Annotated in this window: 20 protein-coding genes; 6 read left to right on the top strand and 14 right to left on the bottom strand. The window is 71.2% G+C overall.

The annotated features are described in order from the left end of the window. The first annotated feature begins 8 nt into the window (after positions 1–8). Positions 9–359 (top strand): MmcQ/YjbR family DNA-binding protein, encoded by a 351-nt coding sequence (locus AAH979_RS03095; protein WP_346256443.1) that lies wholly within the window; start codon positions 9–11, stop codon positions 357–359. Between the two features lie 195 nt (positions 360–554). On the opposite strand, the gene AAH979_RS03090 is transcribed toward AAH979_RS03095, so the two are convergent. Further along, positions 555–2,042, bottom strand: coding sequence for an MFS transporter (locus AAH979_RS03090; protein ID WP_346256442.1), 1,488 nt, complete (start codon positions 2,040–2,042; stop codon positions 555–557). A 315-nt stretch (positions 2,043–2,357) separates the two neighbouring features. Between AAH979_RS03090 and AAH979_RS03085 the strand changes: the two genes are divergently transcribed. Then, positions 2,358–2,948, top strand: a complete 591-nt coding sequence (locus tag AAH979_RS03085; protein ID WP_346256441.1) for a helix-turn-helix domain-containing protein — start codon at positions 2,358–2,360, stop codon at positions 2,946–2,948. Between the two features lie 231 nt (positions 2,949–3,179). On the opposite strand, the gene AAH979_RS03080 is transcribed toward AAH979_RS03085, so the two are convergent. The 5 genes from AAH979_RS03080 to fabG all read right to left on the bottom strand — a co-directional run bounded on the left by AAH979_RS03080 (position 3,180) and on the right by fabG (position 6,626). After that, positions 3,180–3,758: a TetR family transcriptional regulator gene (locus AAH979_RS03080; RefSeq protein ID WP_346256440.1), complete on the bottom strand. Its 579-nt coding sequence runs from the start codon at positions 3,756–3,758 to the stop codon at positions 3,180–3,182. A 50-nt stretch (positions 3,759–3,808) separates the two neighbouring features. Continuing rightward, positions 3,809–4,138: a multidrug efflux SMR transporter gene (locus AAH979_RS03075; protein WP_346256439.1), complete on the bottom strand. Its 330-nt coding sequence runs from the start codon at positions 4,136–4,138 to the stop codon at positions 3,809–3,811. 69 nt (positions 4,139–4,207) lie between these two features. Next, positions 4,208–4,678, bottom strand: coding sequence for a MaoC family dehydratase (locus tag AAH979_RS03070; protein WP_346256438.1), 471 nt, complete (start codon positions 4,676–4,678; stop codon positions 4,208–4,210). Further along, on the bottom strand, positions 4,675–5,847 hold the full coding sequence (locus tag AAH979_RS03065) for an acyl-CoA dehydrogenase family protein (protein WP_346256437.1): 1,173 nt from the start codon (positions 5,845–5,847) through the stop codon (positions 4,675–4,677). Before AAH979_RS03065 ends, AAH979_RS03070 begins: the two co-directional genes overlap by 4 nt. A gap of 20 nt (positions 5,848–5,867) precedes the next feature. After that, positions 5,868–6,626 (bottom strand): 3-oxoacyl-ACP reductase FabG, encoded by a 759-nt coding sequence (fabG, locus tag AAH979_RS03060; RefSeq protein WP_346256436.1) that lies wholly within the window; start codon positions 6,624–6,626, stop codon positions 5,868–5,870. Positions 6,627–6,892: 266 nt separating this feature from the next. On the opposite strand from fabG, the gene AAH979_RS03055 reads away from it, so the two are divergent. Continuing rightward, entirely contained in the window at positions 6,893–7,546 is a 654-nt protein-coding gene (locus AAH979_RS03055; protein ID WP_346256435.1) for a TetR/AcrR family transcriptional regulator C-terminal domain-containing protein, read from the top strand. A gap of 59 nt (positions 7,547–7,605) precedes the next feature. Here the strand turns inward: AAH979_RS03055 and AAH979_RS03050 are convergent, their stop codons facing one another. From AAH979_RS03050 to AAH979_RS03035, 4 genes are all read right to left on the bottom strand, one after another. Continuing rightward, positions 7,606–8,349, bottom strand: a complete 744-nt coding sequence (locus AAH979_RS03050) for a GH25 family lysozyme (RefSeq protein ID WP_346256434.1) — start codon at positions 8,347–8,349, stop codon at positions 7,606–7,608. Between the two features lie 93 nt (positions 8,350–8,442). Beyond that, positions 8,443–8,676, bottom strand: a complete 234-nt coding sequence (locus tag AAH979_RS03045; protein ID WP_346256580.1) for a hypothetical protein — start codon at positions 8,674–8,676, stop codon at positions 8,443–8,445. 219 nt (positions 8,677–8,895) lie between these two features. Continuing rightward, positions 8,896–9,438, bottom strand: coding sequence for a dihydrofolate reductase family protein (locus tag AAH979_RS03040; RefSeq protein ID WP_346256433.1), 543 nt, complete (start codon positions 9,436–9,438; stop codon positions 8,896–8,898). 250 nt (positions 9,439–9,688) lie between these two features. After that, positions 9,689–14,188, bottom strand: coding sequence for a trypsin-like peptidase domain-containing protein (locus tag AAH979_RS03035; RefSeq protein WP_346256432.1), 4,500 nt, complete (start codon positions 14,186–14,188; stop codon positions 9,689–9,691). A gap of 95 nt (positions 14,189–14,283) precedes the next feature. On the opposite strand from AAH979_RS03035, the gene AAH979_RS03030 reads away from it, so the two are divergent. Beyond that, positions 14,284–14,604, top strand: a complete 321-nt coding sequence (locus tag AAH979_RS03030; protein ID WP_346256431.1) for a CU044_2847 family protein — start codon at positions 14,284–14,286, stop codon at positions 14,602–14,604. Between the two features lie 270 nt (positions 14,605–14,874). Here AAH979_RS03030 and AAH979_RS03025 read toward each other — a convergent pair whose 3' ends face one another. Both AAH979_RS03025 and AAH979_RS03020 read right to left on the bottom strand, forming a co-directional pair. Further along, positions 14,875–15,525, bottom strand: a complete 651-nt coding sequence (locus AAH979_RS03025) for a DsbA family oxidoreductase (protein WP_346256430.1) — start codon at positions 15,523–15,525, stop codon at positions 14,875–14,877. A gap of 16 nt (positions 15,526–15,541) precedes the next feature. After that, on the bottom strand, positions 15,542–15,724 hold the full coding sequence (locus AAH979_RS03020; protein WP_346256429.1) for a hypothetical protein: 183 nt from the start codon (positions 15,722–15,724) through the stop codon (positions 15,542–15,544). 75 nt (positions 15,725–15,799) lie between these two features. On the opposite strand from AAH979_RS03020, the gene AAH979_RS03015 reads away from it, so the two are divergent. Further along, positions 15,800–16,192 carry a helix-turn-helix domain-containing protein gene (locus AAH979_RS03015; RefSeq protein ID WP_346256428.1) on the top strand — a complete coding sequence of 131 codons (393 nt, stop codon included), beginning with the start codon at positions 15,800–15,802 and terminating at the stop codon, positions 16,190–16,192. 84 nt (positions 16,193–16,276) lie between these two features. Here the strand turns inward: AAH979_RS03015 and AAH979_RS03010 are convergent, their stop codons facing one another. After that, a complete protein-coding gene (locus tag AAH979_RS03010; RefSeq protein ID WP_346256427.1) occupies positions 16,277–17,137 on the bottom strand; it encodes a helix-turn-helix transcriptional regulator in 861 nt (286 codons plus the stop codon). 127 nt (positions 17,138–17,264) lie between these two features. Between AAH979_RS03010 and AAH979_RS03005 the strand changes: the two genes are divergently transcribed. Continuing rightward, positions 17,265–18,263, top strand: coding sequence for an aldo/keto reductase (locus tag AAH979_RS03005; protein WP_346256426.1), 999 nt, complete (start codon positions 17,265–17,267; stop codon positions 18,261–18,263). A gap of 122 nt (positions 18,264–18,385) precedes the next feature. On the opposite strand, the gene AAH979_RS03000 is transcribed toward AAH979_RS03005, so the two are convergent. Then, positions 18,386–19,279, bottom strand: coding sequence for a sigma-70 family RNA polymerase sigma factor (locus AAH979_RS03000; protein ID WP_346256425.1), 894 nt, complete (start codon positions 19,277–19,279; stop codon positions 18,386–18,388). Between the last annotated feature and the right edge of the window lie 137 nt (positions 19,280–19,416).

Genomic DNA, 19,416 nt, shown 5'->3' with positions numbered 1-19,416 from the left:
GGACGCTGGTGACCTGGGCCGAGATGCTCGCCTACTGCCTGGCCAAGCCGGGCGCCTGGCAGGACGAACCGTGGGAGGGCGACGTGGTGATCAAGGTGGGGCCGAAGATCTTCGCCTTCCTCGGCCAGGAGTCGCGGTCCATCGTCGGCGTGAAGTGCGGACCGAACCGGGACGTGGCCGACGAGTGGCTGCACCGGTTTCCGGAGGACGCCTCGGTGATGGCCTACATCGGCCGTTCCGGCTGGAACACCCTGCGGCTCGGCGCCGGAATCCCCGACGACGAGTTGCGGGAGGCGGTCGACGCCTCCTATTCCGCGGTCGTCGCCAAGCTGCCGAAACGCGACCGCCCGACGACCTGACGACCGCCCGACGACCTGACGACCGCCCGACGACCTGACGACCTGACGACCTGACGACCGTCCCACGACCTGACGACCGTCCCACGACCTGACGACCGCCCGACGGCCCGACCGCCGCAGCGGGAGGCCGTCGGGCGGGCCGATCCGGGTCAGCCGTTGGTTGGCGCGGGCAGTGCCGGCCCGGCGGGCACCGGGTCAGCCGTTCGCGGGCGCCGGCAGCGCCGGCCCGACTACCCCAGCGGGGACCGGGCTGTCGGCCCGGACCGGCTGGTCGGGTTCGGACCGGCGGAGTTCGCGCACGGCCCGGCGACCGGAGGGCACCAGCAGCGCCGCCACCATCGCGGCCAGGGAGAGCACGGTCAGCATCGCGAAGCCGTGCGTGAAGCCGGCCTCCCGGGGCAGCCCGCTCGGCTGCGGGTTGGCGGTGACGACGCTGCTCATCACCGCCGCACCGATCGCGCCGCCGATGGTGCGGATGTTGGCGTTCATCCCGGTCGCGGCCCCGGTCTGGCTGGCCGGGACGTTCCGGACCACCAGGTTGGTCATCGAGGAGAAGGCCAGGCCGATGCCGAGGCCGAAGAGCCCGGCGGCGAACCCGATCTGCCAGCGCGCGTCGTGGGCGAACACCAGGCAGGCGCCGGAGAGCGTACTGAGCGCGGTGCCGGTGGCGAGCTGGGCCCTGGCGCTGAACCTCGGCTCCAGCCGCCCGCTGACCAGCCCGGCCACGAACATGGTGACCAGCATCGGCAGCATCAGCAGGCCGGCGGTGGTGATGCTGGCGCCGAAGCCGTAGCCGGCGCTCGTCGGCGCCTGCACGAACTGCGGCAGGAAGGCGTAGATGGCGAACATGGCCGCGCCGTAGAGCAGCGCCACCAGGTTGGTCGTCCAGACGCCGGGGTGGCGCATCATCCGCATGTCGATCAGCGGGTTGGCCGAGCGGCTCTCCACCACGATCCAGCCGACCACGCCGGCGACGCCCAGGGCCAGCAGGCCGAGTACCCGGCCGGAGCCCCAGCCCCAGGCGGGCGCCTTGCTGACCCCGAGCAGGAGCGCGACCAGCCAGCCCGCCAGGAGTACGGTGCCGGGCCAGTTGATCCGGCCGGCGGTCCGGACCGGCGACCGGGGCACGAACAGGTACGCCGCCAGCGCGGTCGCCGAGACGACGATCAGCGGAATCCAGAACAGCCAGCGGTAGTCGAGCGCGCTGACGATCGGTCCGGCCGCCACCACGCCGAGTCCGCCGCCGACGGCGATGATCGCCGACATCGCGCCGATCGCCGAGGACATCCGGCTGGCCGGGAACTCGTCCCGGATGATCCCGAACGAGAGCGGAAAGACGGCGCCGCCGACACCCTGCACCACCCGGGCCAGCAGCAGTACGCCGATGTTCGGGGCGAGCGCGGCCACCAGCGAGCCGGCGGCGATGGCGACCAGCGAGGCGACCAGCATGCGTTCCTTGCCGACCATGTCGCCGATCCGGCCCAGGATCGGCGTGAAGATCGACGCCGACAGCAGGTACGCGGTCAGCACCCAGGTGACGGTGTTGGGCGAGGTGTGCAGGTCGTGCTGGATCGTCGGCAGTACCGGACTGATCAGCGACTGCAACATCGCGAAGAAGCCGGCACCGGCGGCGAGGACGGCGAAGGTCGCCCGCCGGGAGGCGGGACGGATGAACCGGGTCACGGATGGATCTCCAAAGTGTTGGTGCTGCGGGGTCCGGTCGGGCCTCGCTGGCCGGACTTGGCCGATCGGGCGCACTCCGGCCGGTACTCGACGATTCCGGTCGCCTGGGCGGTCCGGTCCCGGCCGTCCGCGTCGGGCGGACGGTCCGGTTCGCCCCGGCTACGCGCGTCGTTCCGGTCGATCGCGCTGCCGGGCCCACCCGAGGTACGGTATGCGGAGGCACGGCTCCGGTATTCAGAGTTCCGGAGGGGTGCCTCCGCATAAACGTAGCGGAGGGATGCCTCCGCTTGCAACCGGAACGGGGTGACGCCTGCCATGACCAGCTCCGGTTCGGCGTCCGCCAACCTCACCCGCCGTCCCAAGCGGGCGGATGCGCGGCGGAACTACGAGGCTCTGGTCTCGGCCGCCCAGGAGGTGTTCGCCGAGCACGGCGCGGCCGGCTCGCTGGAGGAGGTGGCCCGGCGGGCGGGAGTCGGCATCGGCACCCTCTACCGGCACTTCCCCACCCGGCGCGACCTCTTCGAGAGCCTCTACCTGGACGAGGTCGAAGCACTCGGCCGCACCGCCGCCGAACTGGCCGACCAGCCGCCCTGGGAGGCGCTCGCCGGCTGGCTGCGCCGGTTTGTCGGATACACGGTGACGAAACGGGCGCTCGCCGAGGAACTGTCCCACGACTCGGAGTTCTTCCAGAGCTGCCGGGTCGAGATCTACACGGCCGGCGAGCCGCTGCTGGCCCGGGCCCAGGCCGCCGGGGTCGCCCGGGCGGACGTGAGCTTCGACGACACGGTGCGGCTGCTCAGCGGCATCACCAAGGTCCAGTACGCCGACCCGGGGCAGTTGGACCGGGTACTCGGGATCGCCCTCGACGGCCTGCGCGCCCCCGGATCCAGTACCCCGGGCCAATAGCGGACTGCCGGGCCCGTCCCGGACTGCGTGCGCGGGCCGCCCAAGATCCTCGGCAAGTTGAGGTGCGCAGCGAACCACAGTTCGCCGAGAATCTTGACACGCCGGGCACGGGGGCGGGGCGGGGGACGGCGTCCGCACAGCCGGGCGGGTGTGAACCGATCGGAGGCGGCCGAGGACCGCCGGGCGAAGGTGGTCCGGCCGACGGCCGGCCGACCGGCTCTGGACAACAGGTCAGGATCGAGGGGTGGCGAGGCGGCGGATCGCGGCGGTCAGGGCCGGGCCGTCGAGGTCGGTGTCGGTGACCAGAGCCTGGAGCATCGCTCCGTCCAGCAGCGCGACCACGGCCCGGGTCACATCCCGGCCGAGCCTCGGTTCCAGCAGGTCGCGAAAGCCGTGCAGCCAGGCCTCGGCGAGCGGGCGCAGCGCGGGATCACGGGCCGCCGCAAGGTAGAGGTCGTACTCCAGCCGGACCCGCTGCCGGTCGGTCAGGTACTCCTCGACCAGCCCGAGCAGGGCGTCCGGAAGGTCCTCGGCGGCGTCGAGTCGGCCGGCCCAGGAGCGCAGGTCCGCGCGGAGCGCCTCGGTGGCCAGGGCCAGACCGGCCGCGACCAGGTCGTCCAGGGTCGGGAAATAGTAGGTGGTGGCGCCCAGCGGCAGGCCGGCCCGGGCCGCGACGGCCCGATGGGTGGTCCGGGCGATGCCCAGCTCGGCGATCACCTCGATCGCGGCGGCGGCCAGCGCCGCCCGGCGCGCCTCCGGGTCGCGGCCGCGCTGAGGGCGCCGTCCGGTCGATGTGCCACTCCCACCCATGCCGGACCCGGAAGTGGCCTTCGGGTCCGGCGACCTCGACCGCCGGCCGGTCAATGTGCCACTCCCCCACCCAGGTTGAGCACCACGACCCCGGCGACGATCAGGCCGATCCCGGCGATCTTGGTCAGGGTGACCGGCTCGCCGAGGAAGGTGGCGCCGATCGCGACGATCGCCGCCGTACCGAGGCCGGACCAGATGGCGTAGGCGACGCCGACCGGCACCTGCCGGACCGCCTGGGAGAGCGCCGCGAAGGAGACCAGATAGCCGGCGAGGCAGGCCACCGTCGGCCAGAGCCGGGTGAACCCGTGTGTCGCCTTGAGGGTACTGGTGGCGAAGACCTCGGCACCGATCGCCGCGAACAGGAACAGGTACGCCACCACGACACCCTCCGACCGGTCTTGTACAGAAGTACTAGTACGACTGTACAAGACCGTTCGGAGGCAGACGGATCAGCCCGGCTCCTCCTCGGCGTAGAGCCGGGTGACAGTCTCGGCGACGCAGCACGGCTTGCCGCCCCGCTCCGGCTCGACGGTGACCCGGGTGACCACCTGCACCCCGCCGCCGGGCACCGGATCGACCTGGAGCAGCTCGGCGCTGACCCGGACCGCCTCACCGGTACGCAGCGGCGCGGGGAACCGCACCCGGTTCAGCCCGTAGTTGATCGCAAGCCGGATCCCCTCGACCCGGTAGAGGTCGTGTACCAGCACCGGCAGCAGGGAGAGGGTGAGGAAGCCGTGCGCGACCGTCGTCCCGTACGGGCCGGCGGCCGCGCGCTCCGGGTCGACGTGGATCCACTGGTGGTCGCCGGTCGCGTCGGCGAACGCGTTCACCCGGTCCTGCTCGATCCGGTGCCACGGGCCGGGGCCGAGCTGCTCGCCGACCGCTCCGGCGAGTTCCGTCAGCGAGGCGAAAGTCCTCATTCCAGGTGCCCTCCGAGCTTGGTGTAACCGCGGAGCAGGTCCCGCGAGATGATCAGTCGTTGCATCTCGTCCGTGCCCTCGAAGATGCGCAGCAGCCGGACCTGCCGATACCAGCGCTCGATCGGCAGCTCCCGGGTGTAGCCCATGCCGCCGTGGATCTGCATCACCCGGTCGACCACCCGGTTGACCATGCCCGCGCCGTAGAGCTTCGCCATCGAGCTGGCGTGCCGGGGATCGCGGCCGGTGTCGACCGTCCAGGCAGCCCGGAGCACCAGCCAGCGGGCCGCCTCCAGCTCGGTCTCCGAGTCCGCGATCATCCACTGGATCGCCTGGTTGGCGCCGATCGGCTTGCCGAAGGTCTGCCGGGTGTTGGCGTACTCGATCGCCATCCCCAGGGCGCGTTCGGCGATGCCCAGCGCGTGCGACGGGATGATGTAACGCCCCTTGCCGATCCAGCGCATGCCGAGGGTGAAGCCCTGGCCCAGCTCGCCGAGGATGTTGCGGTGCGGCACGCGTACGTCGTCGAAGACCAGCGACGCCGGCCCGCCCTCCCCCATCGTCTGGATGGGTTCGGACTTCCAGCCCATCGCCCGGTCCACCAGGAACGCGGTCGCGCCGCCGTCGTGCACCCTGCGGTCCGGGTCGGTCACCGCGACGACGATGGCGAAGTCGGCGTCGTTGCCGTTGGTGATGAAGGTCTTCTCCCCGTTCAGCACCCAGTCGTCGCCGTCGCGCCGGGCCCGTAGCCGGATGTTGGCCACGTCCGAGCCGGCGCCCGGTTCGGTGATGGCGAAGCAGGAGATCCGGTCACCCTCGATGGTCGGGATCAGGAACTCCTCGCGCTGCGCCGCGTCGGCCTCGAAGAGGATGCTGTCCGCCTCGCCGCCGAACCGGAACGGTACGAAGCTGCGCCCGATCTCGGTCCAGATCAGCGACTGGGTGACGGCGGGCAGGGCCATCCCGCCGTAGTCCTCCGGGGTGTCCAGCCCCCAGAAACCGAACGCCTTCGCCTTGCGCTGGAGTTCCCGCAGCTCGTCACGGCGCAGCCCGGGCTGGTGGGCCCGCTCCCGGCGCAGCACCTCCGACTCCAGCGGCATCACCTCGTTGCGGATGAAGGCCCGGGCGGTGTCCCGGATCGCCCGCTCCTCGTCACCGAGCGAGAAGTCCATGGTGTCGTCCTCCCCTCGGGTTAGCGCGCACCACCGTTGACATAGAGCGTCTGGCCGCTGACGTAGGAGGCGTCGTCGCTGGCCAGGAACGCGATCACCGCGGCGACCTCCTCCGGCTGGCCGACCCGGCGCAGCGGGGTCTGCTCGGCCGCGTACTTCTGGTGCTCGGCGGGGGTGGCACCGACCCGCTCGGCGGTGGCTGCGGTCATCGCGGTGGCGATGTAGCCGGGCGCGACGGCGTTGACGGTGATGTTGAAGGGACCAAGTTCGATCGCGAGGGTGGCGGTCAGCCCCTGCACCCCGGCCTTGGCCGCCGCGTAGTTGACCTGGCCCCGGTTGCCGAGGGCGGAGCGGCTGCTCAGGTTGACGATCCTGCCGTACTTGGCCGGTACCATGTGCCGCTGCGCCGCCTGACAGCAGTGGAACATGCTGGTCAGGTTGGTGGTGATCACCGCATCCCACTCGGCGGCCGGCATCTTGAACAGCAGGTTGTCCCGGGTGATCCCGGCGTTGTTCACCAGCACGTCGAGCCGGCCGTACGCCGCGACGATCTCGTCGAAGGTGGCCGACACCGCCGCGCCGTCGGTGACGTCGCAGCCGTACCCGGTGGCCTTTCCGCCGGCCTGGACGATCTCGTCGGCGGTCTGCCGCGCCCGCTCGGCGGCCAGGTCGACGACGGCCACGGTAGCCCCCTCGGCGGCCAACCGCCGCGCGGTGGCCGCCCCGATCCCCTGGGCCGCACCGGTGACGACGGCGATCCGATCGGCGAATCTACCCACGTTGCACTCCTCGCTGGTGGATTCGGGTGACCTGGAGGGGCGTCTCCGCGCGAAGCGCCGCCTTCCGGCACCCGGGCCGGCGGTGTCCCGGCCGTTGCCCGTTAAACTAGCGCTGGAAGTTTTTCCGCGCCAGTCCCCGACCGTCCGCGCCAGTCCCCAACCGGCCCGGACGCCGGACGGGTCCGGACCGCCGGCAGATCAGAGACAACCGGACGCGTCCGGCCCGCGAGCGGATCCGGGCCATCGAGAAGGAGGGCGAACCGAGGATGCCGCGACCCCGCCAGGCCCTGTTGAGCCGGCAGCGGATCGTCGACGCCGCCGCCGCACTCATCGACGCCGAAGGGCTGGAGGCGCTCTCCACCCGCCGCCTGGCCACCGAACTCGGCGTACGCGGCCCGTCCCTCTACAACCACTTCGCCACCAAGGACGAGATCCTCGACGCGGTGGCCGACGCCATCACGGCGAAGGTGGACGTCTCCTACTTCGCCACTCACGACTGGCGGGACGCACTGCGGCTGTGGGGGCACTCCTACCGGCAGGCGCTGGCCGCGCACAGCAACATCGTCCCGTACCTGGCCCAGGGGCCGGGGCGGCGGCCGGCGGCGCTGGCCATGGCGGACGCCGTCTACGGCGGGCTGGTCAGGGCGGGCTGGCCGCCGGCCCGGGCCACCCACATCGGCGCGCTGATGCGCTACTTCGTCGCCGGTTCGGCGCTCGGGTCGTTCGCCCGGGGCTTCGTCGAGGACCCGCAGCTCTACGCCGCGCACTATCCGCATCTCGGCCAGGCGCACCGGCTCGCGGAGCACCAGCAGAGCGTGGACGAGGGCGCCTTCGCGCTCGGTCTGGACGCGCTGATCGACGGGCTGGCCCGGACCTACGAGCGGATCGTCGGCCCGCTGCCACCGTTGCCGGCAAGCTGACCGGTGTCACCGTAGCGGCCGGGGGTTTGCCGCGCCGGTGACACCGCGCCAGGTGTCTCTCAGGTGTTGTTGGCCAGGGCCAGCAGCCGGTCCCGGGCGCCGTTGAACCAGTCCCGGTCCACCGCGCCGGAGATGCCCGGCACGCTGCCGGTCGAGGTGTACTGCCACATGGTGTAGAAACCCCAGCCGGCGGGCAGGGCGCCCGGCGCGCTCGCCCAGCGGGCGATCCACAGCGGACTGGTGCTGGCGAAGCCGGAGTAGTTGCCGGTGCAACTGCTCCACCAGCTCGTCGTGGTGTAGATGACGGCGTGCCGGCCGGTACGCGCCCGGTAGGTGTTCAGGAAGTCCCGGATCCAGGCGACCATGCCGCTCTGGGACAGGCCGTGGCAGCCCGCCTCCAGGTCGAGTGCCCCGGGCAGGGTGAGGTTGTCCCGCGACCAGGCGCCGCCGTTGCTGGCGAAGTAGTTCGCCTGGGCAGCGCCGCTGGACGCGGCCGGGCGGGCGAAGTGGTAGGCGCCCCGGATCACTCCGGCACCGTGCGCGGCCGGATAGTTGGTGTTGAACCGCGAGTCCTTGAAGGTCGTGCCCTCGGTGGCCTTGATGTAGGCCCACTGGATGCCGGCGTTGCGCACGCTGGTCCAGTTGATCGCACCCTGGTAGTGCGACACGTCGATGCCGGGGGTCGTCGCCGCCTGTGCGGGGGTGGCGGTGACCGCGAGCGTGGCGGCGACCAGCGCGGCCACGGTGAGCACGGAGCTGAGCAGGTGTCTCGGGCGGGTGGCCCGGCTTCCGGAGGTGCTCATCGATCCTCCCGATGGGGGTGTGGAGGGTATCGACGCCCATGTTTGGAGATATCTGTCTATGATCACAAGTGGTTACGAAGTTAATTTTCGCCATCAGTCCGGCGACTCTTCGGCACAGCGTCCGTCGTGGCCGGCCCGCAGCGCGCAGCGCCGGCCACCGGGCAGGTCGCAGCAGACCCGATGGCGTACGTGCGGCGCGTCCTCCGCACGGACCGTGGCCTCCCCCTCTCCCGCCTCGATCTGCGGCAGGAAGCCGAGCGACCGGGCGAGCGCGTACGCCAGGTCGACCGCCCCGGCCAGGTCGGCGCTGGTCGCGGGAAGGTGGATGACGTACCGGGGTGCCGGGGCGCAACGCCAACGCCCGCCACCCCGACGTCCTGGCCGCCCAACGACGCGAACGCGCCCGGATCCGCTCCGAACGCCAACACCGATGGGGTCAGACCCCGGCACGGGCGGCGGCCTGACCAACACCGTCAACGTTCCTGGTCAGAGCGCTAGACGTCAGGTGTCCGCTGCGTGCTGGTGTCAACTGCTGGAGGGCTGCGCCTACTTTCGCACGCGGAAGCGGAGCATTGTGACGGCGCCCGACTGGGTGTTGCTGAAAGGTTCCAGGTCGATCCTGTCGAGGCTTGGGGGCGAGAAGCGGACACCGTCGCCGAGCAGCACCGGTAGGACATACACCAGGATCTCGTCGACGAGCCCGCGCTGCAGGCACTGGGCGGCCACGTCAGCACCGAGGATCTCCAGGTTCTTGCCGCCCGCGGCGCTGCGTGCCGTGGCAACGGCTTCCTCGATGTCACAGGTGAGGAACGTGACGGTAGGGTCCGGCTCGGCGGGAGGCTCGTGGGTGAGGACGAACTGTGCTCCCCCGTCGTAGGGGGTGTCCTGGTCGGCCATACGCTTGGCGACCTCGTACGTGCCCCGGCCGATGAGCATGGCACCCGTGGCCGCCATAACCTCCGGGACCGTATCCGCAGTCAGGTACTCGAAGATCCAGTCCATCGCGTGGCCAGGACCGGCGATGAACCCGTCCAGCGACATCGCCCTGTTCACGACCACTCTGCCGGTGCCGATGCTCACATCGCTCATGCGTCTTCTCCAAGGATTTTGGGGCCCGGGGCCGAATCATAGGCCGGTGGGGAGGGCGACGGCGGGAGTTGCACGCGTATCTGCGGTGGCCCAACGCGAACAACTGGCATCCGGATGTGCTGGTCGCGCAGCGTCGGGAACGTGCCCGGGTACGGAGTGAACGACACGTGGGGGCGTCCCAGTCCCGGGCTGCGTGACCAACCCGGTGATCGTCTGTGGTCACCGCACTAGGGTGCCTGGCTGTCACCGGTCAAAGAAGTACGGCGAAGGTCCGGATCAGTTCGGCCGCCGTGCCTGCCGCGTCGAGCACCCGCGCGACGACTGTTGCCGGCGGCACGCCGGAAAGCCACACCGCAGCGGCGACCAGCAGCCCCAACTTCCCGACGAAGAGCAGCCGCCGCATACGCCGCCCCGGCAGGTATCGCCAACTGTCGCCCAGCCCGCGCCGGGCCAGCCACACACCGAGGACGAGTACGGTCAAGCCGATCATGGCGGTGCGCGGCGGGAACGAGACTTCGACGAGCGCCGCGAGAGCCAGGTTCCCTTCGCGCAGAAGCCACGTCGGCATGTCGATCGCCACCGGAAGGTCTTCGATCACAGCCGGAAGATCCAGGTGCCATCCGCTCCAGACGGCACCTGCGATCAGTAGGCCCGCGTGCCAGGAGAGCGTTCGGCCCCGGCGGAGACTCCGACCGTGGTCTCCGGGCAGGATCGCGAGCCAGGCGACCACGGCCACGACCGGCGCGGCGAGCTGAGTTTGCAGGTCGACCAGCCGAGCCACCTGGTCCGACGGGTCCTGTCCGGCGAAGCGCGCTCCGATGAGCCCGCCGATCGCGATGGCGAGGTACGCGCGGATCAGCAACGAGCCCGCGTCCGTTGCGCTTCCCACGGCCAGGACCATCGGCTGTGCGGCCCGGCGTAGCCGTCTCAACCACTGACTCCGGCGGATCTGGCGGCTCTGGGCAGCCGCCTCGGGCAGTAGCGCCTGGGCCAGCGCGACTGCGGCGAGGCGTTCCGGCGGCGTACCCTCCTGTGCCTCGGTCACCAGCCGATGCCACCAGCGGCAGGCAGCCGGAATCCGCTTCCGCAGCAGCCGCCGCAGGGCTCGATCAGGATCGGATGTGCCGGTCAGTGCCGCCTGGACGCGGCTCGCTGCGTCAGCGCCGATCAGACCGGCGAGCCCTGTGGAGTCGTGGAGGTCACCAGCCTGGCTGTCCGGCGGAGGAAGGAAGAGACGGATCCGTCGGGCGTGGCGCCTGACCAGATCCTGGGCATCAACCGGCGTCGACTGGCCAGTCGGCTTCGCGGACGTGGCATCGGGCCCTTGCCGGGACACTGGTCGATCGACCGGCGGCAGCGACGGCGGAATCCGGATGCCGCGGCCATCGAGGTCGAGCGCGAGCGCGCTGACGCTCGCGATGATCCGGTGCCGGAGAGTACGGTCCCGGTTGCGGGCCTCCCTACGGAGTACTGCGTGAGCCTCACGTCGGCGACCGAACTCGCGAGCCAGTGTCCGGGCGATCCGGATGCGGGTCGAGCCGTCAACCCCCTCCTCGTGCAGCCAGGCCCGCGCGATCTCCAGGCCGGCATCGGCGTTGCCGATCCGGGGCAGTAGCGCGAGCGCGGCCAACCGCAGTTCAAGCGGGCCGGTCCGCGCCCACCTGCGAGCCATGTCGGCGGCCCAGGGCACGGCCTGCCGGTGCAGGAGGTTGAGGGTGGCCACGCGGTTGACCGGTATCACCGTCGGATCATCGGCCAAGCTACGCAGCAGGTGCGCCGCCAAGGCGTCGACGCCCGACCGCGCCAGAAGGCGGGCGAAGGACAGCCGGCGGGCCCAACCTGCCTCGGGGTCGATGAGGTCGGGATCGAGCAGTTCCTCGGCTCGTGCCGGGTTCCGCCGCCACAGCAGTATCGCGCCGGCGAGAAGACGCTCCGGAACGGGGTTTCCGGGAGCGCCGAGGATCGACCGGACAACCTGGTCACCGGACCAGGCAGGATCGAATTCGGGCTCGACTACGTAGCTGGGGTGCCGATCGACCAACGCCCGCTCGGCGTCGGTGCTGTTGATTCGCTCGGTCAGCACGTCGAGCGCCAACCGACGCACCCCCACCGGGCCGATCGGACTGAGGGCCCGCTCCAGGAGCGCGAAGTCGGGCTCTTCCGGGGCGGCGAGCAGGTCGAGCAGATGAGCGGCCCGGTACATCTCGTGCGCCATCACAGTGGTGCGAATGGACAGCGAGAGGGTGCGTATCCCCGCCGGAAGCGCCTCCTCGTCGTCGATCGTGCCCAGTATGTAACCGGCCCACTGCCGAAGCTCGATGCTGGTGGACCGGTCGAGGCCGAGGTCCGCCAGAAGGTTCACCGCCTCCCGCACAGCGCTGACGCTCCCGATACCTGCGAGAACTTCGGCGGCCGCGATCCGCACCAACGGGTTCGCTCGACGATCCCGGGCCAGTCCGGAGATCTGCTCGGGGTCTCCAGATACGAACAACAGCGTGGAAAGGACGTACCGCAACGCCGCGCCGGCCCCCTCGTGCCAGACATGCATGGTGCGTAACGTCCGATGGAGCCGCGCGGTCACCTTCCTGGTGCCGTCTGGCGTCAGGCGCAGCCCGTCGTTCAGCAACGCGCAGAAGGCCAGCAGTCGCGGGCTCACCAGCCGAGGTCGTAGTGGATCCATCGGGTGAATCCGCCAACGCAGCGCAAGAAGTGGCGTCAACAGGTCCGACACGTCGTGTCCCTGCTCTGCCCAGCGGGCGAGCGAGAAACTGGTGCGGTTGTCTGCACCGGTTCGACCGACCCGGCGGAGCCACCAACGACGACGCAGGCCACGACGGACGATCTGGCCGGCCGCCAGGTATTCGGCGAAGCCCCGGTGGGTGAACATCAGTCGAGTCCCGGCCGGCATGATCAGGCCGGTGCTGAGCATCGCCGTGCGTACGGCCTCGGTCACCCCGTCCGTCTCGTCGGCCGCCGCACGCACCGCCAGCCACGCCAGCGCGTAGCCCAACACCTCGTCGTGGTCGCCGTCGACCACCGCGGCGGCAACGTCCTCCAGGCAGCGTTCTGTCTCCTCGAAGAAGCGGGCGATGGGTTCACGTGCCGCCGCGCCGATCAGCGTCGCCTCGTCGAGCAAGGCGTCCCGCACCGTCGCGCGGCGCTCCCGGGCGAACATCAGATTGTGTACGAAGCGTCCATAGAGCGCGGCGCGGCTGGCGGGGAGTTCCACATCCGGCTGACGCTCGAAGACCGCTGCCGCGATCGTCGCCAACAGCGGCACCCGGACCAGTCCACGCAGACGGCGACGGTGCACCTCCGCGAGGAAGGCGGCGGAGTTGGCGGCGGCGGCCTCGGGCGTACGGATTCCGAACCAGCGTCGGGCGAACAGCCGGACGTCGTCCGCGTCGAACGGCCGTAGTTGATATTCACCGAGCCGGGCCTGATCCCCGATCCGGTCGACGTCGTGGCGCAGCCCGTCGAAGTCGCTTCGCATCAGTGGACGGGTCGTGATCAGGAAGCGCCAGCGGTCGCCGTACTCGGCGACCCGGCGTGACAGTAACGCGATCAGCCGCTGCCGCTTCTCGACGTCGACGACCTCGTCCAACCCATCGACGAGCAGCAGCCACTGCACACCGGGCACGGATTCGGGATCGAACACGGCGTCCGGAAGATCCCGGTCGAGGTAGGGCCCGAGGTGCTGGCGCGCTGCCTCGGCGATGGTGTGCAGCCAGGGGCGGGCGGTACCCAACGCCGCCGCCGGTAGCCGGATGGTCAGGACGGCGCCGAACGGCGCGTCCGTGGAACGGTCGGCATTCAACCACCAGGCGCTCGTCTGGTGCACCAGGTGCTGGAGCAGCGCCGACTTCCCGGTGCCAGGACCGCCCACGAGGAGCAGGTGCCGGTGCCGGCGCACGACGTCTTCGATCCGCTCGGCCCCATGCTCGGTCCACTCGGCCTGCGGGGTCAGTCCACCATGGTGCAACCGGGGTTGCGTCCATTGCCGGACGTAGACGTCAGAGAGCCGAGGCACCGGTCCGGTGACGACCCGGTACGGCGGCGACTCGCTGGCTGCCACCTGGGCCGTGAGCAGGGCGTACAGCCCGGTCCCCGGTGCGGGTCGGAACGTCGGGACGGTTGGCCGGGCCGGCCGGCCGAGGAGTGCGGCATGCCGCTGCCGGGCCAACGCCAGATCGGTGGCCTGGACGATCCAGCCTCCTCGGCTGTCCCGCTTGTCGCGGGACGCCTTCACCACCCCGTAGACCTGCCCGGTGGTTTCGTCGAGCGCCGGAGCGCCGCTGAGCCCGTCGACGATCTCGTCGTTCTTCACCCGCAGGAACTGACCGGATCGCCCGGCGAGTTCCAGTTTGAGAGTGTCCTCGGCGACCTGTTCGTGCGGGGTTGCCCGGCTGAAGCCGTACGCTGTCAGGTGGTTTGGCGTCGAGATCGAGTCGCCCAGTCGGACCACCGGGTGGTCCGGAGCCCGGGAAAGCACGATGAAGGCGAGATCCGGATGGGCGTAGAACCGCCCCCTCCCCCGCTCCGGCGGATCGAGCACCACGACGACAGCCGACAGGTGATGCTCCCGCCACCGCACGGTCAACTGTCCCTGAACCCCCGACACCACATGGGCACAGGTGACAACGATCCGGTCTTCGAGGAAGAATCCACTGCCCAGAAAGTCGTCCGCCGACCAGATCGAGACCACCGCCCAGCGCGCCAGTTCCGCCGGTGACGAGGCCAGTGCAGCCATGGCGCTCCCTCGGAATCTCCGCTGGCGACAGTGCGGGAACTCTATGGTCGCCGGCCAGGCCCCGGAGGCGAACCATGCCCAAGGACATCGATCGCGTGACGATCGTACCCATCGGCCAGCTCGATGGAGGACAGATCTTCGCCGAGGTAGCAGTCAACTCCGACGGCGACGTCGGGGCGGAACGCTTTGGCAGGCTGACCGAGATCGGAGCGGAGATCTCCCGCATCAGCCGGTTCGTGGCCAGCGCCGTCCGGGACAATCTGCCGGAGCCTCCACGCCGCTACGGCGTCCAGTTCGGCATCAAGCTCTCCGCCGAGACCGGCCCGTTGGTCGCGGTCCTCACCAAGGCGACCGCCGAAGCGAACCTCGTGGTCCACCTGGAGTGGGAGGACAACGCTCCCGAGCCCGCGCCCTGAGGGTCGCGTCGGTGACCCGGGACCCCGGCACCAACCGCCATGCCAGGCTCGGAAAGCGGTCGACGACGCCGCGTCGCCCGCCGTCAACGGCGTCGCATGGCGTACCAGGCCGCGCCGGCCACCACGACGGCCAGCGGCACGAGGCAGCAGACGAGGGTCAGGAGATGCCACGGCTTGATAGCGCCCATGCCGGGTGACCCTAGTCGACTCCCCGCGCCGGGTCCGGCCGACACCGCCGACCGGACCCGATATGCACAGTGGACGCTCGGATCAGCGGGCGCCGGTCGCCGAGTCCTGGTAGGCGGTGCGCAGCGCGGAGAGGAACGCCTCGGTCGGCTGCGCGCCGGAGATGCCGTACTTCCGGTCCAGCACGAAGAACGGCACGCCGTTCGCGCCGAACGCCCGGGCCTGTGCGATGTCGGCGTCGACGTCCGCCGCGTACTCGTCGCCGGCCAGTACCCGGCGGGCCGCCTCGGCCGGTACGCCGACCTCGGTGGCGAGCCGGACCAGGGTTTCGGCGTCGTCGACGTTCTCCGCCTCGATCAGGTTGGCCCGCATCAGCCGCTCGTGCAGTTCGGTGCCGAGCCCGTACTCCCGGGCCAGGTGGGTCAGCCGGTGCGCGTCGAAGGTGTTGGCCATGATCGACTGGTCGAGGTGGTAGTCCAACCCCTCCTCGGCGGCGAGCGAGGTCACGTGCCCCTGCATCGCGGCGACCTGGGCGGCCGAGGCGCCGAGCTTGGACCGCAGGGCCTCCGGCACCGGCCGGGGCTGCCCCTTCGGGTACGACGGGTCGAGCTGGAAGCTGCGCCAGACGACCTCGACCTCGTCGGCGTGCGCGAACTGCCCGAGTGCCGTATCCAGCCGCCGCTTCCCGAGGTAGCACCACGGGCAGACGATGTCGGACCACACTTCGAGTTGCACTGATCTTCTCCTCGTTCTACCGGCAGGTTCCGTCCGAGCACACCGGGGCGTCCTCGCCAGCGGCGAGCATCACCAGGCCCGGGACCGCCGGAAGCGGTGCCGGCTTTGTCGGCTCGTCACCTGGTACGTCCGGTTCGACGGCCGGCCGGGCAGCCGGCCCGGCTGCCGCCAATTCCGCCTCCGACCTGGTCAGACTCATCAGGGCTCCCTAGTTACTCCTTGTTAGTAACCTAATTGTGCGTCAGTATCATGCCAGCGGTAAGGAGGCACTTCCATGTCGGCTACGCACACCCGTGTGCCCTTCACCCCGGACGCCGACGGCGACTGTCCGGTCCGGGAGGTGCTGGACCGGGTGGGCGACAAGTGGAGCGTGCTGGTCGTGGTGCTGCTCGGCCGGGGTACCCACCGCTTCACCGAGCTGCACCGGGCCGTCGACGGCATCAGCCAGCGCATGCTGACACTGACGCTGCGCGCGCTGGTCCGGGACGGCCTGGTCAGCCGTACGGTGCACGCCAGCGTCCCGCCCCGGGTCGACTACGCGCTGACCGAACTCGGCCGTACCCTGCTGGTGCCGCTGGTCGCGCTCGACGAGTGGGCCAGCGCACACCGCGACGACATCCGCGCCGCGCGGCGCCGGCACGACGAGGCTGCCGCCGGACCGTCCTGAGCGGCCGGACGGGTCACTCCGACGCGGCCGGCGGTTCGGGCTGAGCCGCCCGGCTGCCGCCGGCACCTGGTCCGGTCGACCGCTTCACCGTACGGACGCTCCGGTGGTCCCGGTGGGAAACTCCTCGATGCCGACCACCCGTAGCAGTTCCAGCCGTTCGCGGGCCTCGGCGTCGGCCGGGGTGAGCACCAGCAACTGCTGGCCCTGGTCGGGAGTGACCAGGGTCTCGCAGTCCATCAGCAGCCGACCCACCCGGGGATGCACGATGGTCTTGCGGTCGACGCGCCGGACCGCCACCTCGTGCTCGGCCCAGAGCCGGCGGAAGTCGGCGCTCGCGGCCTGGAGCTGCTCGACCAGCCCGGTGACGGTGGGGTCGCCGGATCGGCGGCCGGCCGCCGCACGCAGGTCGGCCACGATCTGACGGCCGTGGTACTCGCGCTCCTCCGGTGGGTGGACGGCCCGGGTGGCCGGGTCGGTGAACCAGCGGTACACGGCGTAGCGACGGTCACCGGAGAAGGCGGTGTGGTCTCCGGTCAGCAGCACGGCGGCCCGGTTCTGGGCCAGCACCTCCCCCAGGTCGGAGAGGACCAGGGCCGGGGTGTCGCCGAGCAGGTCGAGCATGCGCAGCAGGCCGGCGCGGGCCAGCCGGGCCACCCCGTCGGCGGGCGGGGGCCGGTGACCGGCCAGGTGGAACAGGTGGTCGCGCTCGTCGTCGGAGAAGCGCAGGGCCCGGGCCAGCGCGCCGAGCAGTTGGGTCGAGGGCTGGCTGCTGCGGCCCTGCTCCAGGCGTACGACGTAGTCGACCGACATGCCGGCGAGCATCGCCACCTCTTCCCGGCGCAGCCCGGCGGTGCGGCGGCGGGGGCCGTCGGCGAGGCCGACCTCGGCCGGGCGGATCGCCTCGCGGCGGCGGCGCAGGAAGTCGGCGAGTTGGTCACGCTGCATGACCCCATGCTCCTCGCGGCCGGCGATCCGATCCAGGGACCCGCGCTCCCACGATGAACGCTCCGCTCCCGCGCGGCCGGCTCCGGGCGCAGGGTGGGTGAGGACATCGACGACGAAGGAGAACGCGATGCAGACACGAACCCTGGGCAGTACCGGACCCGCCGTTTCCGCGCTGGGCCTGGGTGCGATGGGCATGTCGGGCGGGGCGTACGGTCCGGCAGACCGCGCGGAGAGCATCGCCACGGTGCACGCCGCGCTGGAGGCCGGCGTCACGTTGATCGACACCGGCGACTTCTACGCCATGGGCCACAACGAGTTGCTGCTTGCCGAGGCGCTGCGCGGCCGGGACCGGGACAGCTACCGGCTGAGCGTCAAGTTCGGCCAGTTGCGGGGCCCGGGCCATGCGTTCGGCGGGCCGGACAACCGGCCCGAGGCGGTGAGGAACTTCCTGGCCTACTCGCTGACCCGGCTGGGCACGGACCACGTCGACATCTACCGCCCGGCCCGGCTGGACCCGGCGGTGCCGATCGAGGAGACGGTCGGCGCGATCAAGGAGATGATCGACGCCGGTTACGTGCGGTACGTCGGACTCTCCGAGGTGGACGCCGCGACGATCCGCCGGGCGCACGCCGTGCACCCGATCGCCGACCTCCAGATCGAGTACTCGCTGCTGTCCCGCGCGGTGGAGGCGGAGATCCTGCCGACGCTGCGGGAGCTGGGCATCGGCCTGACCGCGTACGGCGTCCTCGGCCGCGGCCTCATCTCCGGGCACTGGAGTCCCGGCCACGTCGCCGGTCCCGGCGACCTGCGCGGCTTCAGCCCGCGGTTCTCCAGCGGAAACGTGGAACACAACCTCGCCCTGGTCGAGGCGCTGCGGCGGATCGCCGGGGCGTTGGGCTGCACCGTCGCCCAGTTGGCCATTGCCTGGGTGGCCGCACAGGGCGGAGACATCGTGCCGCTGGCCGGCGCCCGTACCCGCGAGCGGCTGGCCGAGGCGCTGCCCGCGATGGAGCTGAGCCTCAGCGCGGACGACCTCGCCGAGATCGACAAGGCGGTGCCGCTGGGCGCGGCGCGCGGCGACCGGTACCCGCCCGCGTTCATGTCCAGCCTCGGCGTGGGGAACTGAGTCCGGCTGGCGTGGGGAACTGAGTCCGGCTCCGGCGGGCCCGCTCCGGTGCGGTCCCGCCGGGCCGCCAGCCGGCGCCCCCCGCCACGCTCGCAGAGCAACCGGTGCTGAACCGGCGTGAGTTACCGGTCAGATCCGCCGAACTCGACGCCGGTCGTCGTGATGTCCAGTGCGTGCAACTGCTCCGAGTCGGCGACCACGTCGATGCCGATGATCCGGCCGTCGCGGACGATGAAGCTGAGGGCGAACCGGATCTTGCCCCGCAGCACCACCACGGCGCCCGGAGCGCCATCGACGACGGCCGTCCGCGCGGCATCGGCCCGGCCGGCGAAGAAGCCGGCGATGTTCTGCGCGCCGCGCAGTTCCGCGGGACCGCCCAGCCGGGCGGCGGCGCTGTCGGCCCGCATGACCACGTCCGGGTCGAGCAGGGTGAGCAGGGTGCTGACCTCGCCGCCGCGCGCGGCGGTGAGGAAGGCGTCGACGATCTCCCGCTGGCGCGGCAGGTCCGCCTCCGGGGTGGCGGCATCCGCCTGGACCCGCCGGCGGGCCCGGCTGGCGAGCTGCCGGGACGCGGCGGGGCTGCGCCCGACGATCGGGGCGATCTCGTCGTAGGAGACCGCGAACAGGTCGTGCAGGACGAAGGCGAGCCGTTCGGCGGGGGTGAGGGTTTCCAGCACGACCAGCAGCGCCAGGCCGACCGAGTCGGCCAGCATCGCCTCCCGCTCCGGGTCGGCCTGGTCGGAGGTGGCGACCGGTTCGACGGTACGGGTGTCCAGCGGGTCCTCGCGGCGGGAGCCACGGGACCGGAGCATGTCCAGGCAGATCCGGCCGACCACGGTGGTCAGCCAGGCGCCGAGGTTGTCGACTCCGGTGGTGTCGGTCCGGCTCAGCCGCAGCCACGCCTCCTGGACCGCGTCGTCCGCCTCGGCCGACGACCCGAGCATCCGGTACGCCACGGCGCGCAACTGCGGCCGGTTCGCCTCGAACCGTTCGGCCAGCAGGTCCTTGTCAGTCACGGTAGAGCCCTCACTTCGCCGTTCCTTGCCCGCATTGTGAGCCATGCCACGTTTGTCACGGCTCGCTCCCCGGGTTCGTCAACACAGCGACGGACCAGAACGGGCCGGTGTGACAGCGGCACCGGCCAGCATCAAGA

Source organism: Plantactinospora sp. ZYX-F-223, from assembly GCF_039649625.1.
Classification (GTDB): Bacteria; Actinomycetota; Actinomycetes; order Mycobacteriales; family Micromonosporaceae; genus Plantactinospora.
The sequence above is the reverse complement of the archived record's forward strand: the minus strand, read 5'-3'. Positions and strand labels throughout refer to the sequence as shown.